The 13,346-nt window shown below is 60.0% G+C and carries 18 protein-coding genes; 12 read left to right on the top strand and 6 right to left on the bottom strand.

Going from position 1 to position 13,346, the window contains the following annotated elements:
* Positions 1–225 precede the first annotated feature (225 nt).
* A complete protein-coding gene (locus tag FHW68_RS14140; protein ID WP_095633250.1) occupies positions 226–849 on the top strand; it encodes a C40 family peptidase in 624 nt (207 codons plus the stop codon).
* Positions 850–1,006: 157 nt separating this feature from the next.
* Here the strand turns inward: FHW68_RS14140 and FHW68_RS14135 are convergent, their stop codons facing one another.
* Entirely contained in the window at positions 1,007–2,041 is a 1,035-nt protein-coding gene (locus FHW68_RS14135) for a type IV pilus twitching motility protein PilT (RefSeq protein WP_183680898.1), read from the bottom strand.
* Between the two features lie 56 nt (positions 2,042–2,097).
* On the opposite strand from FHW68_RS14135, the gene FHW68_RS14130 reads away from it, so the two are divergent.
* The 10 genes from FHW68_RS14130 (at position 2,098) to FHW68_RS14085 (ending at position 9,094) form a co-directional block, all read left to right on the top strand.
* Entirely contained in the window at positions 2,098–2,796 is a 699-nt protein-coding gene (locus FHW68_RS14130; protein WP_183680895.1) for a YggS family pyridoxal phosphate-dependent enzyme, read from the top strand.
* A 33-nt stretch (positions 2,797–2,829) separates the two neighbouring features.
* The gene (proC, locus tag FHW68_RS14125) at positions 2,830–3,648 is read left to right on the top strand and encodes a pyrroline-5-carboxylate reductase (protein ID WP_095633248.1); all 819 of its coding nucleotides are present in this window, start codon (positions 2,830–2,832) and stop codon (positions 3,646–3,648) included.
* A gap of 24 nt (positions 3,649–3,672) precedes the next feature.
* Positions 3,673–4,260 (top strand): YggT family protein, encoded by a 588-nt coding sequence (locus FHW68_RS14120; protein WP_095633247.1) that lies wholly within the window; start codon positions 3,673–3,675, stop codon positions 4,258–4,260.
* Entirely contained in the window at positions 4,260–4,550 is a 291-nt protein-coding gene (locus FHW68_RS14115; RefSeq protein ID WP_183680893.1) for a DUF167 domain-containing protein, read from the top strand. The genes FHW68_RS14120 and FHW68_RS14115 overlap by 1 nt, the downstream gene beginning before the upstream one ends.
* 187 nt (positions 4,551–4,737) lie before the next feature.
* Entirely contained in the window at positions 4,738–5,877 is a 1,140-nt protein-coding gene (locus tag FHW68_RS14110; protein WP_095633245.1) for a homoserine O-acetyltransferase, read from the top strand.
* 7 nt (positions 5,878–5,884) lie between these two features.
* Positions 5,885–6,505 carry a methionine biosynthesis protein MetW gene (gene metW / locus FHW68_RS14105; RefSeq protein WP_183680891.1) on the top strand — a complete coding sequence of 207 codons (621 nt, stop codon included), beginning with the start codon at positions 5,885–5,887 and terminating at the stop codon, positions 6,503–6,505.
* Positions 6,506–6,531: 26 nt separating this feature from the next.
* A complete protein-coding gene (locus FHW68_RS14100) occupies positions 6,532–6,966 on the top strand; it encodes a DUF4426 domain-containing protein (RefSeq protein ID WP_063342254.1) in 435 nt (144 codons plus the stop codon).
* Positions 6,963–7,559: an RdgB/HAM1 family non-canonical purine NTP pyrophosphatase gene (gene rdgB, locus FHW68_RS14095; RefSeq protein ID WP_183680889.1), complete on the top strand. Its 597-nt coding sequence runs from the start codon at positions 6,963–6,965 to the stop codon at positions 7,557–7,559. The genes FHW68_RS14100 and rdgB overlap by 4 nt, the downstream gene beginning before the upstream one ends.
* Positions 7,556–8,761 carry a radical SAM family heme chaperone HemW gene (gene hemW / locus FHW68_RS14090; protein WP_095633242.1) on the top strand — a complete coding sequence of 402 codons (1,206 nt, stop codon included), beginning with the start codon at positions 7,556–7,558 and terminating at the stop codon, positions 8,759–8,761. Before rdgB ends, hemW begins: the two co-directional genes overlap by 4 nt.
* 9 nt (positions 8,762–8,770) lie before the next feature.
* Positions 8,771–9,094 carry a DUF3392 domain-containing protein gene (locus FHW68_RS14085; protein ID WP_007897907.1) on the top strand — a complete coding sequence of 108 codons (324 nt, stop codon included), beginning with the start codon at positions 8,771–8,773 and terminating at the stop codon, positions 9,092–9,094.
* Between the two features lie 139 nt (positions 9,095–9,233).
* Here the strand turns inward: FHW68_RS14085 and trmB are convergent, their stop codons facing one another.
* The 4 genes from trmB to FHW68_RS14065 form a co-directional block, all read right to left on the bottom strand.
* The gene (gene trmB / locus FHW68_RS14080; protein WP_095633241.1) at positions 9,234–9,959 is read right to left on the bottom strand and encodes a tRNA (guanosine(46)-N7)-methyltransferase TrmB; all 726 of its coding nucleotides are present in this window, start codon (positions 9,957–9,959) and stop codon (positions 9,234–9,236) included.
* Positions 9,960–9,968: 9 nt separating this feature from the next.
* The gene (locus FHW68_RS14075) at positions 9,969–10,763 is read right to left on the bottom strand and encodes a thiazole synthase (RefSeq protein WP_183680887.1); all 795 of its coding nucleotides are present in this window, start codon (positions 10,761–10,763) and stop codon (positions 9,969–9,971) included.
* Positions 10,764–10,826: 63 nt separating this feature from the next.
* Positions 10,827–11,027 (bottom strand): sulfur carrier protein ThiS, encoded by a 201-nt coding sequence (thiS, locus tag FHW68_RS14070; protein WP_168185100.1) that lies wholly within the window; start codon positions 11,025–11,027, stop codon positions 10,827–10,829.
* Positions 11,028–11,117: 90 nt separating this feature from the next.
* A complete protein-coding gene (locus FHW68_RS14065; RefSeq protein WP_095633239.1) occupies positions 11,118–11,489 on the bottom strand; it encodes a DUF423 domain-containing protein in 372 nt (123 codons plus the stop codon).
* Between the two features lie 73 nt (positions 11,490–11,562).
* Here FHW68_RS14065 and mtgA point away from each other — a divergent pair, with 73 nt between their 5' ends.
* Positions 11,563–12,285: a monofunctional biosynthetic peptidoglycan transglycosylase gene (gene mtgA, locus FHW68_RS14060; RefSeq protein ID WP_095633275.1), complete on the top strand. Its 723-nt coding sequence runs from the start codon at positions 11,563–11,565 to the stop codon at positions 12,283–12,285.
* Positions 12,286–12,483: 198 nt separating this feature from the next.
* Here the strand turns inward: mtgA and rpoH are convergent, their stop codons facing one another.
* The gene (gene rpoH, locus FHW68_RS14055) at positions 12,484–13,338 is read right to left on the bottom strand and encodes an RNA polymerase sigma factor RpoH (protein WP_045059814.1); all 855 of its coding nucleotides are present in this window, start codon (positions 13,336–13,338) and stop codon (positions 12,484–12,486) included.
* Positions 13,339–13,346: the final 8 nt, after the last annotated feature.

The raw sequence follows: 13,346 nt of genomic DNA, 5'->3' as shown, positions 1-13,346 counted from the left end.
AGAAATATTCTTGAATTCTTTGTGACTTTTTTACAGGCGGCCGACATACGGCAATTATTACGCTCATTTCGGGCAAAGCCTTGTAATTCCTGACTTTTATCCGACAGCTCACGTCAATTTTGTCGCTTTTTAGTTCCGTGCCCCGCCGCTTGAATCGACAAACGGCCTCGGAAGGGCAAAAAAAGCTGTTATAAAGTTGCGCGTTCCCCTTACGAGCCCTGCCTAATGCGTCCATTTTTCAAGACATGGCTAACCATTTGCCTATTATTGCCCCTGGCCGCCCACGCCACCAATCGTGAGCAACGTCTTCCCAACGTTAATGGTTACACCCCCAAATCCCATGTTTCTGCTCCTTCAAGCAAAAACAACAAACAGACAGTAAAACGCTCCACCCAACTCAGTAGCGCTAACCGCAAGCTGGTACCGCCAATGGCCAGCAAGGAAAGCAGCAACGTGTTGAGCCGCGCGGTAAACGTGCTCGGTACGCCTTATCGTTGGGGCGGCAGCAGCCCAAGCAAAGGGTTCGATTGCAGCGGGCTGGTGAAATACGCGTTCAACGACGCCACGTTTGATCTGCCACGTACCTCCAACGCCATGGCCAGCGGTCATGGCGAGAAGGTCGATCGCAACGATCTGAAGCCAGGTGACCTGATTTTCTTCAACATCAAGAGCCGTCGGGTCAATCATGTTGCCATCTACCTGGGCAACGACCGCTTCATCCACGCACCCCGCCGTGGCAAGTCGGTGACCATCGATACCCTGAAGAAACCGTACTGGGAAAACCACTACGTGGTTGCCAAGCGGGTTCTGCCCAAAGAACAGAACGCATTGCGGGTTGTTCAGCGTTGATTTGATTGTGGCGAGGGGGCTTGCCCCCGTTGGGCTGCGAAGCGGCCCCAATACCTGCCACCAAGCTTTATCAGAAAGACCGCATTGCCCGAACTTGCGACTGCTTCGCAGTCGAACGGGGGCAAGCCCCCTCGCCACAGGTCCCGCGCTGCTCTTCTCAGAAGTTATCCGGCGAGCGCGCCTTCTCCCGCGCATGCTCGCGGCTGATCACCCCCTTGGTCACCAGTTCCTTCAGGCACATGTCCAGGGTTTGCATCCCCAGCGACCCTCCGGTCTGAATCGACGAATACATCTGCGCCACCTTGTCTTCGCGGATCAGGTTACGGATCGCCGAAGTGCCGATCATGATTTCGTGGGCGGCAATTCGCCCGCCGCCGATTTTCTTGATCAATGTCTGTGACACCACCGCCAGCAAGGACTCGGAGAGCATCGAGCGCACCATCGATTTTTCGTCCCCCGGAAACACGTCCACCACCCGGTCGATGGTTTTCGCCGCCGACGTGGTGTGCAGCGTGCCGAAGACCAGGTGACCGGTCTCGGCGGCAGTCAACGCCAGCCGAATAGTCTCCAGATCACGCATCTCCCCCACCAGAATCACGTCCGGGTCCTCGCGCAGGGCCGAGCGCAGCGCCGTGGCGAAGCTGCGAGTATCGCGATGAACTTCGCGCTGATTGATCAGACATTTGCGCGATTCGTGGACGAACTCGATGGGGTCTTCGATGGTGAGGATGTGGTGATGGCGATGATTGTTCAGGTAATCGATCATCGCCGCCAGCGTGGTGGACTTGCCCGAACCGGTCGGCCCGGTCACCAGCACCAGGCCCCGGGGGGCTTCGGTAATCTTGCGAAACACTTCCCCCATCCCCAGATCGTCCATGCTCAGCACCTTGGACGGAATGGTCCGGAATACCGCGCCCGCCCCCCGGTTCTGGTTGAAGGCATTGACCCGAAACCGCGCCACGCCAGGCACTTCGAAGGAAAAGTCGGTTTCAAGATGCTTCTCGAAATCCACCCGCTGAAGGTCGTTCATGATGTCGTAGATCAGCTCATGCACTTCCTTGTGATCCAGGGCCGGCAGGTTGATACGCCGCACATCGCCGTCGACACGGATCATTGGTGGCAGGCCGGCGGACAGGTGCAGGTCAGACGCGCCTTGTTTGGCGCTGAAAGCCAGCAGCTCAGTGATATCCATAGCGCTCCTCAATTCCAGTAGAATGCCGCGAACCTTCAGACCGCTGGCGCCTCTTGATGTCCACGATAGCAGACAACATCGCTCAGGTTAGTTCACGCATCCGTGCTGCCGCCCTCGCCGCCGGGCGCAACGAGCACAGCATCCAGCTGCTGGCCGTGAGCAAGACCAAACCCGTCGCAGCCCTGCGTGAAGCCTACGCCGCCGGGGTCCGCGACTTTGGCGAAAACTACCTGCAGGAAGCCCTGGGCAAACAGCTCGAATTGGCCGACCTGCCCTTGATCTGGCACTTCATCGGCCCCATTCAATCGAACAAGACTCGCGCTATCGCCGAGCATTTCGACTGGGTGCACTCCGTGGATCGCTTGAAAATCGCACAACGCCTGTCCGAACAACGCCCGGCCGATTTGCCTCCTTTGAACATTTGCATCCAGGTCAACGTCAGCGGTGAAGCCAGCAAGTCTGGCTGTACCCCGGCCGACCTGCCCGCCCTGGCCAATGCCATCAGCGCTCTGCCGCGCCTGAAATTGCGCGGGCTGATGGCAATTCCAGAGCCGACTGATAATCGCGCCGCCCAGGACGCGGCTTTCGCTGCCGTGCGCGACTTAATCAAAAGCATGCAAGCCAGCCTGAACCTGCCACTCGACACACTTTCCATGGGCATGAGCCACGACCTCGAGTCGGCCATTGCCATGGGCGCCACTTGGGTCCGTATCGGTACGGCCCTGTTTGGTGCCCGTGATTACGGTCAACCGTGAGATGGCGGACCTCTCTCTTTATAAGGACCTGACATGAGCAAGACACGTATTGCCTTTATCGGAGCCGGCAACATGGCCGCCAGCCTGATCGGCGGCCTGCGCGCCAAAGGTCTGGACGCCGCACAGATCCGCGCCAGCGATCCGGGCGAACAAACCCGCGCCCGCGTGCATGCCGAACACGGCATCGAAGTGTTTGCCGATAACGCCGAAGCCATTCAGGGCGCGGACGTGATCGTGCTGGCGGTCAAACCCCAGGCGATGAAAGCCGTATGCGAAGCCATTCGCCCAAGCCTTGCGCCGAATCAACTGGTGGTCTCGATCGCGGCCGGCATCACCTGCGCCAGCATGAACAACTGGCTTGGCGCCCAGCCTATCGTGCGCTGCATGCCCAACACCCCGGCGCTGCTGCGTCAGGGCGTGAGCGGTTTGTTCGCCACCGGCCAAGTGAGCGCCGAACAACGCCAGCAAGCTGAAGAGCTGCTGTCGGCGGTTGGCATTGCCCTGTGGCTGGACGAAGAACAGCAACTGGACGCGGTCACCGCCGTTTCCGGCTCGGGCCCGGCGTATTTCTTCCTGTTGATCGAAGCCATGACCGCCGCGGGCGTGAAGCTGGGCCTGCCAGCGGACATCGCCGCCCGCCTGACCGTGCAAACCGCTTTGGGGGCTGCACAGATGGCGGTCGCCAGTGATGTCGACGCGGCTGAACTGCGTCGTCGCGTGACATCGCCTGCGGGCACCACCGAAGCTGCAATCAAGTCGTTCCAGGCGGGTGGTTTCGAAGCCCTGGTGGAAAAAGCACTCGGCGCCGCCGCGCACCGCTCGGCCGAGATGGCTGAGCAACTCGGCCGCTAATCAGCCCCTACAAAGGAATCAATGATGCTCGGACTCAATGACGCTGCCATTTTCATCATCAAAACCCTGGGCAGCCTGTATCTGCTGATCGTGCTGCTGCGCTTCATCCTGCAATTGGTTCGGGCGAATTTTTACAACCCGCTCTGCCAGTTCATCGTCAAAGCCACTCAACCGCTGCTCAAACCCCTGCGCCGGATCATCCCGAGCATGTTCGGGCTGGACATGTCGTCACTGGTACTGGCGCTGATGGTGCAGATGGTGCTGATAGCGGTCATCCTGCTGCTCAAAGGCTTCGAGGTCGACGTGCTGCTGTTGGTGCCTTGGGCACTGATCGCAGTCTTCTCGCTGTTTCTGAGTGTTCTGTTCTACGCGATGATCATCAGCGTGATTCTGTCCTGGGTCGCCCCGGGAAGCCACAACCCGGGCGCAGAGCTGGTACAGCAGATCACTGAACCGGTACTCGCCCCGTTCCGCCGTATCATTCCGAACCTGGGCGGCCTCGACATCTCGCCGATCTTCGCGTTTATCGCGATCCAGTTACTGCAAAGCTGGCTGATCCCGCGACTTGCGTACTACGCCCTCATGCCGCAGGGGCTGCTCGGCCTGATCTGATGAGCTACTTTCGCTGGGACGGTGATGACCTGATTCTGGAATGTCACCTGCAACCGGCGGCCCGCAGCGATGATTTCTGCGGACTGCACGGTGATCGCTTGAAGATCCGCCTGACCGCACCGCCGGTCGAAGGCAAAGCCAATGCGTACCTGATGGCGTTTCTGGCCAAGGCGTTCGGGGTTTCCAAGAGCCAGGTGAGTTTGATCAGCGGAGAGCTGAACCGGCAGAAACGGGTACGGATCTGTTCGCCGAAGAAGCTGCCGGATTTGCCGGATCTCACCCTCCCCTGATCGTCCCCACGCTCCGCGTGGGAATGCAGCCCGGGACGCTCCGCGTCCCAGCCGAAGCGGACGCAGAGCGTCCAGCGAGGCATTCCCACGCAGAGCGTGGGAACGATCGTTAACGGTGGGGAAGTTAGCTTGCTGCTAGGGTCAGCGGTCTTTAGACTTACGCCTCAATTCAATGAGAGCAGGGTCGATGCCAGCTGCCTTCCCCCCCGATTCTGTTGGTCTGGTGACGCCGCACGTGGCGCACTTCAGTGAACCCCTGGCCTTGGCCTGCGGACGTTCCCTGCCCGCTTATGACCTGATCTACGAAACCTACGGCACGCTGAATGCTATGGCGAGCAACGCCGTGCTGATCTGCCATGCGTTGTCCGGTCACCATCACGCTGCCGGCTTCCACAGCCCCGACGACCGCAAACCCGGTTGGTGGGATAGCTGCATCGGCCCCGGCAAGCCGATCGACACCAACAAGTTCTTCGTGGTCAGCCTGAATAATCTCGGCGGGTGCAATGGTTCCACCGGCCCCAGCAGCATCAATCCGGAAACCGGCAAGCCATTCGGCGCCGACTTCCCGGTCCTGACCGTGGAAGACTGGGTTCACAGCCAGGCGCGCCTGGCTGATTTGCTCGGCATCCACCAATGGGCGGCAGTGATTGGCGGCAGCCTCGGCGGCATGCAGGCCTTGCAGTGGACCATCACCTACCCGGACCGCGTGCGGCACTGCCTGGCGATTGCCTCGGCACCGAAATTGTCGGCACAGAACATTGCGTTCAACGAAGTCGCACGCCAGGCGATCCTCACCGACCCGGAGTTCCACGGCGGCTCGTTCCAGGAAGCGGGTGTGATCCCCAAGCGCGGGCTGATGCTGGCGCGGATGGTCGGGCACATCACGTATCTGTCCGACGACTCGATGGGCGAGAAATTCGGTCGCGGCCTGAAGAGCGAAAAGCTCAACTACGACTTCCACAGCGTCGAGTTCCAGGTCGAAAGCTACCTGCGCTATCAGGGCGAGGAGTTTTCCGGACGTTTCGACGCCAACACTTACCTGCTGATGACCAAGGCACTGGATTACTTCGATCCGGCGGCGAATTTCGACAATGACCTGGCGAAAACTTTCGCCAATGCCCAGGCCAGATTCTGCGTGATGTCTTTCACCACCGACTGGCGCTTCTCCCCTGCCCGCTCGCGGGAACTGGTGGACGCGCTGATGGCGGCCAGGAAAGACGTCTGCTACCTGGAGATCGACGCTCCGCAAGGCCACGATGCCTTCCTGATTCCGATCCCGCGTTATTTGCAGGCCTTCAGCAATTACATGAACCGTATAGCGCTTTGAGGAAGACATGAGAGCCGATCTGGAAATCATCCAGGAATGGATCCCCGCCGGCAGCCGCGTGCTCGACCTCGGTTGCGGCAATGGCGAGTTGTTGACCTGGCTGCGCGATAACAAACAAGTCACCGGTTATGGCCTGGAAAACGACCCGGACAACATTGCCGAGTGCGTGGCCAAGGGCATCAACGTCATCGAGCAGGATCTGGACAAGGGCTTGGGCAACTTCGCCAGCAACAGCTTCGACATCGTGGTCATGACCCAGGCCCTGCAAGCGGTGCACTACCCGGACAGGATCCTCGACGAAATGCTGCGCGTCGGTCGCCAGTGCATCATCACCTTCCCCAATTTCGGTCACTGGCGCTGCCGCTGGTACCTGGCGAGCAAGGGCCGGATGCCGGTTTCGGAGTTTCTGCCATACACCTGGTACAACACGCCGAACATCCACTTCTGCACTTTCGAAGACTTTGAAGCGCTGTGTCGCGAACGTGAAGCCAAGGTCATTGATCGGCTTGCCGTGGATCAACAGCATCGGCATGGGTGGGCCAGTAAGCTATGGCCTAATCTGTTAGGTGAGATCGGCATCTACCGCGTCAGCAGCCCCGGCCTGCCGGACCACAAGGTCGCGGTCTGAATCACGACATTTCGAGGAGAACGAGCATGGGTCGTCTAGCGCTGTTTTTACTTACTGCCTGCCTGAGCGTCACCGCCATGGCCGCCGACGTTATCAAGGGCGAGCGCAAAGAAACCTTTGGCGACGTGACGGTGCATTACAACACCTTCAATTCCACCTTCCTGACGCCGGAGATCGCCAAAGCGGCCGAGCTGACCCGCAGCAAGAACCAGGGCGTGATCAACGTTTCGGTCCTCAAGGAAGGTAAACCACAGACGGCTCAGGTCAGCGGCACGGTCAAAGACCTGACCAGCCAAAGCATCCCGCTGAAGTTCAAACAGATCACCGAAACAGGCGCGGTGTACTACATCGCCCAGTTCCCGGTGGATCAGCAGGAAATCCGCACCTTTGACATCAAAGTGCAGACCGGCGACAAAACCAACACCATCAGTTTCCAACAAGAGCTTTTCCCCGGCCAATGATGAATTTCACCCAACTCGTACTGGCCAGCCATAACGCCGGCAAACTCAAGGAACTCCAGGCCATGCTCGGCGAATCGGTGCACTTGCGCTCGATCGGCGAGTTCAGCAGCGTCGAGCCTGAAGAAACCGGCCTGTCGTTCGTCGAGAACGCCATTCTCAAGGCACGCAATGCCTCGCGCATTTCCGGCCTGCCGGCCTTGGCCGACGATTCGGGGCTGGCGGTGGATTTCCTCGGCGGTGCGCCGGGCATTTATTCGGCCCGCTACGCCGACGGTAAAGGCGATGCGGCGAACAACGCCAAACTGCTCGACGTCTTGAAAGACGTGCCGCAAGCCGAGCGCGGCGCGCAGTTCGTCTGTGTGCTGGCGCTGGTGCGTCATGCCGACGATCCGTTGCCGATTCTCTGTGAAGGCCTGTGGCATGGGCGCATCCTGACCCAGGCCAGCGGCGAACACGGTTTCGGCTACGACCCGCTGTTCTGGGTGCCGGAGCGCGAGTGCTCCAGCGCCGAATTGAGCCCGAGCGACAAGAACCGGATCAGCCACCGCGCCCGAGCAATGGATCTGCTGCGCCAGCGTCTGAGCCTCAAATGACCCATGACTCGTCCGCATCGCCGCTGATTTTCGGCGGCGACGCACAATCGCCTCGAGCGGCCCTGCCCGTGCTGCCGCCCCTGGCGTTGTACATCCACATCCCGTGGTGTGTACGCAAATGCCCTTATTGCGACTTCAACTCCCACACCGCCAGCCCCGTGCTCCCGGAAGAAGACTATGTCGACGCTCTGCTGGCCGACCTCGATCAGGACCTGCATGCGGTTTATGGCCGTGAGCTGAGCTCGATCTTCTTCGGGGGCGGCACGCCGAGCCTGTTCAGCGCCAAGGCCTTGGGCCGCCTGCTCAAGGGTGTCGAGCAACGTATTGCGTTTGCCAGCGACATTGAAATCACCCTGGAAGCCAACCCCGGAACCTTCGAGCAGGAGAAATTCCGCGCTTACCGGGGGCTGGGCATCAATCGCCTGTCGATCGGCATCCAGAGCTTTCAGGAAGAGAAACTCAAGGCCCTGGGGCGGATTCACAACAGCGATGAAGCCGTGCGTGCCGCCGGCATGGCCCGCCAGGCCGGTTTCGACAACTTCAATCTGGACCTGATGCATGGTTTGCCCGATCAGTCCCTGGACGATGCCCTGAACGACCTGCGCCAGGCCATTGCCCTGAAGCCGACGCACCTGTCCTGGTACCAGCTGACGCTGGAACCGAACACGGTGTTCTGGAACCAGCCGCCGACGCTGCCGGAAGACGACACCCTGTGGGACATTCAGGAGGCCGGTCAGGCATTGTTGGCCGAACACGGTTACGCGCAATACGAAGTCTCGGCCTATGCCCTGCCCGGTCGTGCGGCGCGGCATAACCTCAATTACTGGAGTTTCGGCGACTTCATCGGCATCGGTGCCGGTGCCCACGGCAAGCTCAGCCATCCGGACGGGCGCATCGTACGCACCTGGAAGACCCGCCTGCCGAAGGACTACCTCAACCCGGCCAAAAGCTTCCAGGCCGGCGAGAAAGCCCTCACCAACGAAGAACTGCCGTTCGAGTTCCTGATGAACGCCTTGCGCCTGACTGAGGGCGTCGAAGCGCGGTTGTACCCAGAGCGCACCGGGCTGCCCCTGGAAAGCCTCGCCGAAGGCCGTCGCGAGGCCGAACAAAGTGGCTTGTTGCAGGTCGAACCGTCACGTCTGGCGGCCACGCTACGCGGACAACTCTTTCTCAATGACTTGCTGCAGAAATTTCTGACATAAGGAAATCGAATGGATCTGGTACTCGACCTGCTCGCCACCGTGTCCCGCTGGAGCCGCAGCAACCTGTCGGAAATCTCGCTGGCGCTGGTGGGCTGTTTGCTGGTGCTGTTTGGCGCCGACATCAAGGGCTGGGTCGACCAACGCCTGGGCAGCATCGCCGGCGCCTTGCGCGTCCCGCTGATGGCCCTGCTGTGCATGGTCGGCAGTGGCGTGGCGCTGATCTATGCCACGCCATGGATCATCAAAGGCCTGAGCCAGTTCAACAACTACAGCCTGGCACCGGTGTTGTTGGTGGTGCTGGTGTTGATTGGCGTGGTCGCTGATCGCCGCTAAATTCGAATAGCACACAAAACAATGTGGGAGCGGGCTTGCCCGCGATGAGGCCATAACATTCAACATCCTTGTTGACTGTCAAACCGCCATCGCGGGCAAGCCCGCTCCCACAGGTTTTACGACTGTTTTGTATGATCGTTCAGGACTGTTTTTCGAACTTCAGATCCCACACGCCATGCCCAAGGCGTTCGCCGCGGCGTTCGAACTTGGTGATCGGGCGTTCGGCCGGGCGCGGCACGCACTTGCCGTCTTCGGCGAGGTTGCGATAGCCCGGGGCGACGTTCATCACTTCCAGCATGTACTCGGCGTACGGTTCCCAGTCGGTGGCCATGTGCAACACACCGCCGACCTTCAACTTGCTGCGCACCAGTTCGGCGAACGACGCCTGAACGATACGACGCTTGTGGTGACGGCTCTTGTGCCACGGGTCCGGGAAAAACAGCATCAGGCGATCGAGGCTGTTGTCGGCGATGCAGCGGTTGAGCACTTCGATCGCATCGCAATCGTAGACCCGCAGGTTGGTCAGGCCCTGGGTCAACACGCCATTGAGCAGCGCGCCGACACCCGGACGGTGAACTTCGACGCCAATGAAATCCTGCTCCGGCGAGGCGGCAGCCATTTCCAGCAGCGAATGGCCCATGCCGAAGCCGATTTCCAGCGAGCGCGGCGCCGAACGCCCGAACACCTGATCGAAGTCCACCGGTGCATCGGCCAAAGGCAGTACGAACAGCGGCGCTCCTTGGTCCAGACCACGCTGCTGGCCTTCGGTCATGCGCCCGGCGCGCATCACGAAACTCTTGATGCGACGGTGTTGGCGCTCTTCGCCTTCTTCCATCTGGATAGGCGTGTCGTTTGATTCAATCATCAATGGCTCTTACTTGATCAGACCATCCAGCGGCGAGGAGGCGCTGGCATAGAGTTTTTTCGGCATGCGGCCGGCGAGGTAGGCCAAGCGACCTGCAACGATGGCGTGTTTCATGGCTTCAGCCATCATGATCGGCTGCTGGGCATGGGCGATGGCCGAATTCATCAGCACCGCTTCACAACCCAGTTCCATGGCGATGGTGGCGTCGGAAGCCGTACCGACACCGGCATCCACCAACACTGGAATTTTCGCTTCTTCAAGGATGATCTGCAGGTTGTACGGGTTGCAGATCCCCAGGCCCGTGCCGATCAGACCGGCGAGTGGCATCACCGCGACGCAACCGATTTCCGCCAGTTGCCGGGCAATGATCGGATCATCGCTGGTGTACACCATCACCTCGAAGCCTTCCTTGACCAGCACTTCGGCGGCCTTGAGGGTTTCGATCACGTTGGGGAACAGGGTTTTCTGGTCCGCCAGCACTTCCAGCTTCACCAGGTTGTGGCCGCCGAGCAGCTCGCGGGCCAGACGACAGGTGCGCACAGCCTCGATAGCGTCGAAGCAGCCAGCGGTATTAGGCAAGAAGGTGTAGCGATCCGGCGACAGGACTTCGAGCAGGTTCGGTTCGCCCGGGTTCTGACCCAGATTGGTCCGGCGCACGGCGAAGGTGACAATCTCGGCGCCCGAGGCTTCGATGGCCAGGCGGGTTTCTTCCATGTCGCGGTACTTGCCTGTGCCTACCAGCAAACGCGACTGGTAAGTACGACCGGCCAGGACGAAGGGCTTGTCGCTACGAACGATGCTCATGGGAAATCCTCTGTAGGGGTGAGGTTCTTGCAGAATGATTCTGTGGCCGTTCGGGCCAGGCAGCTAGCCGCCGCCGATGGCGTGTACCACCTCGACGCAATCGCCGTCGTTCAGCGTGGTTTCAGCGTGCTGGCTGCGCGGGACGATATCCAGATTGAGCTCGACCGCCACCCGGCGTCCGGTCAGTTCCAGACGGGTCAGCAGGGCCGCAACGGTTTCACCGTCGGGCAGTTCAAGGGATTCGCCGTTCAATTGAATGCGCATACCGAATGCCGCCATCACTTTTAGGGGCTGGCATTCTAGCCCGATCAGTCAGGCCGACCCAAGCCATTCGTCACGAAATGGACCGCGTGGTCAGCTCAACCGCCAGGCGGCAAGCCCCAGGCAAAACCAGCCAACCAGGAACGCCAGGCCACCGAAGGGCGTCACGATCCCGAGCTTGCTGATACCCGTTAACGTCAGCAGGTACAGGCTGCCGGAAAACAACAGAATGCCAATGGCAAATGATGCGCCAGCCCACGTAATCAGTCGACCGGGAATCTGCGTGGCCAACAGCGCTACACCCAGTAACGCCAGGGTATGCACCAGTTGATAGGTGACGCCGGTATGGAAAATCGCCAGGTACTCGGCGCTCAGGCGGCTTTTCAGGCCATGGGCGGCGAACGCGCCCAAGGCAACACCGGTGAAGCCGAAAAAAGCAGCCAGCATCAGGAAGCTGCGCAACATGAGAACTCCAGTCAGACTCGATCAACAGGGTCTGTATAATGGCCGGCTCAACGGGTTCGGCCAAGCCATCTCTATGCTGCAGTTAATTTTCCGTCGTTTCACGAAGGCCTTGCTCTGGTTTGGGGCTGGCAGCGTATTGCTGGTGTTGCTGTTCCGGGTGGTTCCGCCACCGGGAACGGCGTTGATGGTCGAGCGCAAGATCGAATCCTGGTTCGACGGTGAACCCATTGACCTGCAACGCAACTGGAAACCCTGGGATGAAATCTCCGACGACCTGAAAGTCGCGGTGATAGCCGGTGAAGACCAGAAGTTTCCCGAGCATTGGGGCTTCGATATCGGTGCGATTCAGGCAGCGTTTGCGCATAACGAGCGCGGCGGCTCGCTTCGGGGCGCCAGCACCTTGAGCCAGCAAGTGTCGAAAAACCTGTTTCTATGGTCTGGCCGCAGCTGGCTGCGCAAAGGCCTGGAAGCCTGGTTTACCGGGCTGATCGAGGTACTCTGGCCCAAGCAGCGGATTCTTGAGGTGTACCTCAACAGCGTCGAGTGGGACGAAGGGGTATTTGGCGCCGAAGCAGCGGCCCGACATCACTTTGGTGTGGGCGCTCGCTCGATATCCCGACAGCAGGCAAGTCTGCTGGCGGCTGTATTGCCAAACCCTCGGGTGTGGAGCGCCAGCCATCCGACCTCTTACGTTGCAAGACGAGCCGGGTGGATTCGCCAGCAGATGAATCAGCTGGGTGGAGACAGTTATCTGGTCGGCCTCAACGATTCACGTCGCGCGCCCTGGTCTCAATAGCTCGTCGCAGAACCTGAACCCGCCCCCCCCCCTGTTGGAGCGAGGCTTGCCCGCGAAGACGGTGTGTCAGACACACATCATTGCTGAATGACACACCGCCTTCGCGGGCAAGCTCCTACAAGGATTAGGTGCAGGCGGGGCACCAAAAAAAAACGCCCCGATCAAGGATCGGGGCGTTTTTTATTGTCGGTGCGCAAGTTATGCGGCAATCGACAACTTGAGCTTGTTCATCGCGCTCTTCTCGAGCTGGCGAATACGCTCGGCCGACACGTTGTACTTCTGCGCCAGGTCGTGCAGCGTGGCTTTTTCTTCTGCCAGCCAGCGCTGGTAGAGGATGTCGCGGCTGCGGTCGTCCAGCACTTCAAGCGCTTCGTGCAGGTTGTGATTGGAGTTGTCGCTCCAGTCAGCGTCTTCCAGTTGACGGGCCGGGTCGTACCGGTGGTCTTCCAGATAGTTGGCCGGCGACTGGAATGCACTGTCGTCGTCCGCTTCCGCGGCTGGATCGAAAGCCATGTCATGACCGGTCAGACGACTTTCCATCTCGCGCACTTCCCGCGGCTCTACGCCCAGGCTTTCCGCCACACGATGGACTTCCTCGTTGTTCAGCCAGGCCAGACGCTTCTTCTGGCCGCGCAGGTTAAAGAACAGCTTGCGCTGAGCCTTGGTGGTCGCGACTTTCACGATCCGCCAGTTGCGCAGAATGAACTCGTGGATTTCCGCTTTGATCCAGTGCACGGCAAAGGACACCAGGCGCACACCCATTTCCGGATTGAAACGCTTGACTGCCTTCATCAGGCCGACGTTGCCTTCCTGAATCAGGTCAGCCTGGGCCAGGCCGTAGCCGGAATAGCTACGGGCAATGTGCACGACAAAACGCAGGTGGGCGAGCACCATCTGCCGAGCCGCCCCCAAATCCTGCTCATAATAGAGACTCTCGGCCAGTTCACGCTCCTGCTCCGGCGTCAGCAATGGAATGCTGTTGACGGTGTGCACATAGGCCTCCAGGTTCGCACCCGGGACCAGAGCATATGCAGGCTGCAAAGAATTGGTCATACGAAAAA

The organism is Pseudomonas sp. Tn43 (genome assembly GCF_014192635.1).
In the GTDB taxonomy this organism is placed as follows: Bacteria; Pseudomonadota; Gammaproteobacteria; order Pseudomonadales; family Pseudomonadaceae; genus Aquipseudomonas.
Note: the sequence above shows the minus strand (reverse complement) of the source record. Positions and strands in the feature narration are given on the sequence as shown.

Bases quoted from the DNA above. Each gene is read 5' to 3' on its own strand.
- thiS (WP_168185100.1), bottom strand. From the start codon at position 11,027: ATGCGCATTCAATTGAACGGCGAATCCCTTGAACTGCCCGACGGTGAA.
- hemW (WP_095633242.1), top strand. From the start codon at position 7,556: ATGACCCATGACTCGTCCGCATCGCCGCTGATTTTCGGCGGCGACGCA.
- trmB (WP_095633241.1), bottom strand. From the start codon at position 9,959: ATGATTGAATCAAACGACACGCCTATCCAGATGGAAGAAGGCGAAGAG.
- rpoH (WP_045059814.1), bottom strand. From the start codon at position 13,338: ATGACCAATTCTTTGCAGCCTGCATATGCTCTGGTCCCGGGTGCGAAC.
- FHW68_RS14110 (WP_095633245.1), top strand. From the start codon at position 4,738: ATGCCAGCTGCCTTCCCCCCCGATTCTGTTGGTCTGGTGACGCCGCAC.
- FHW68_RS14085 (WP_007897907.1), top strand. From the start codon at position 8,771: ATGGATCTGGTACTCGACCTGCTCGCCACCGTGTCCCGCTGGAGCCGC.
- proC (WP_095633248.1), top strand. From the start codon at position 2,830: ATGAGCAAGACACGTATTGCCTTTATCGGAGCCGGCAACATGGCCGCC.
- FHW68_RS14140 (WP_095633250.1), top strand. From the start codon at position 226: ATGCGTCCATTTTTCAAGACATGGCTAACCATTTGCCTATTATTGCCC.
- rdgB (WP_183680889.1), top strand. From the start codon at position 6,963: ATGATGAATTTCACCCAACTCGTACTGGCCAGCCATAACGCCGGCAAA.
- FHW68_RS14120 (WP_095633247.1), top strand. From the start codon at position 3,673: ATGCTCGGACTCAATGACGCTGCCATTTTCATCATCAAAACCCTGGGC.
- metW (WP_183680891.1), top strand. From the start codon at position 5,885: ATGAGAGCCGATCTGGAAATCATCCAGGAATGGATCCCCGCCGGCAGC.
- mtgA (WP_095633275.1), top strand. From the start codon at position 11,563: ATGCTGCAGTTAATTTTCCGTCGTTTCACGAAGGCCTTGCTCTGGTTT.
- FHW68_RS14075 (WP_183680887.1), bottom strand. From the start codon at position 10,763: ATGAGCATCGTTCGTAGCGACAAGCCCTTCGTCCTGGCCGGTCGTACT.
- FHW68_RS14130 (WP_183680895.1), top strand. From the start codon at position 2,098: ATGTCCACGATAGCAGACAACATCGCTCAGGTTAGTTCACGCATCCGT.
- FHW68_RS14135 (WP_183680898.1), bottom strand. From the start codon at position 2,041: ATGGATATCACTGAGCTGCTGGCTTTCAGCGCCAAACAAGGCGCGTCT.
- FHW68_RS14065 (WP_095633239.1), bottom strand. From the start codon at position 11,489: ATGTTGCGCAGCTTCCTGATGCTGGCTGCTTTTTTCGGCTTCACCGGT.
- FHW68_RS14100 (WP_063342254.1), top strand. From the start codon at position 6,532: ATGGGTCGTCTAGCGCTGTTTTTACTTACTGCCTGCCTGAGCGTCACC.
- FHW68_RS14115 (WP_183680893.1), top strand. From the start codon at position 4,260: ATGAGCTACTTTCGCTGGGACGGTGATGACCTGATTCTGGAATGTCAC.